General features: G+C 55.0%; 1 protein-coding gene. It reads right to left on the reverse strand.

The genetic code is table 11. The features are described 5' to 3' along the window. Positions 1-123: 123 nt before the first annotated feature. The coding region (locus tag G7Y49_RS11990; protein WP_206214702.1) for a transposase at positions 124-992 on the reverse strand (869 nt) is incomplete at its 5' end.

The following is a 992-nucleotide window of genomic DNA, read 5'->3' on the forward strand; positions in this document are numbered from 1 at the left end:
CGCTCCACCTGCTCGCGGCGCATCGATCTTCTTTCCTGTGGCGTCATCGTCACTTCCTTCCATCAGGTTGCAACGATTGTGGCACCTATCGGCTGGAAGCTGAAGACGCGGAGGTTTTGACGCTTACTTGGAAGCCTTGGAAGCGGCCACTCGGGCCTTCCTTCTTCTCTCGTAGGCAGTGACGCCCTCAACAGCATCCGGTGCGCCAAAGGCCAAGAGAAGTCGTCTTCTGGTCTCATCGAAGCTGCCGAACCCGCGGCTCTTGCGTTTGAGCTCCTTGATCTTGTCGTTGGTCGATTCTGCGCGTGCCGTGCTGATATGGCTTATCGAGGCGGTTACCAGGTACTGTTTGTACTTCGCAACAGTTTTGGCAAAGCGTCGCATCTCGAAAACCTCAAGTCCGCTTGCCCTGCTGATCCAGTTGTCGAGAGCCTTCTCGCACTCTTGTCTGTCGCTCCAAGGGTGGTCTTGCCATATGTAGCAGGGCTGAAGCACAAGATAGGCCTGTCGCAGATGAGAGTGCTTAGAGTCGCAAATGGCGAGTATGCCGCATATCGTCTTCTTCTCGACCTCGATCCACGGCGCGTCTTTGTGCTCACGTCTTCTCTTGGCACGGTTGGCCGCGAGCTTTCGGTGACGTCTCTTGATGTCGGCTCCGTTGCTCGCGCCTTTCTGCAGACGACACCTGGCATCATCCATGCAGGAAACGCCGGTCTTTGCGACATGGAACCTATCAACGCCGATGCATGCGAGCCTACACCATTTCTTTGCCGCGTTCAGATAGACGTCGTACATGTCAGAACAGAAGAAGGCGACGTGTTTTCGCTCGTCAGATCCGAACTGCTTAAACCACGTATCCATGTCATCTGCATCTCTGCCCTCAATGACGTCTACCAGATACCCTGTGGCACCGTCATATGCGCAGGCCCAAAACACGCAGACCTGTTTTCCCGTGTCAGGCTTTCGATAGCTCATGGCATGTATCTCGTCTG

It is taken from the genome of Adlercreutzia sp. ZJ242, from assembly GCF_011038995.1.
GTDB lineage: Bacteria > Actinomycetota > Coriobacteriia > Coriobacteriales > Eggerthellaceae > CAAEEV01.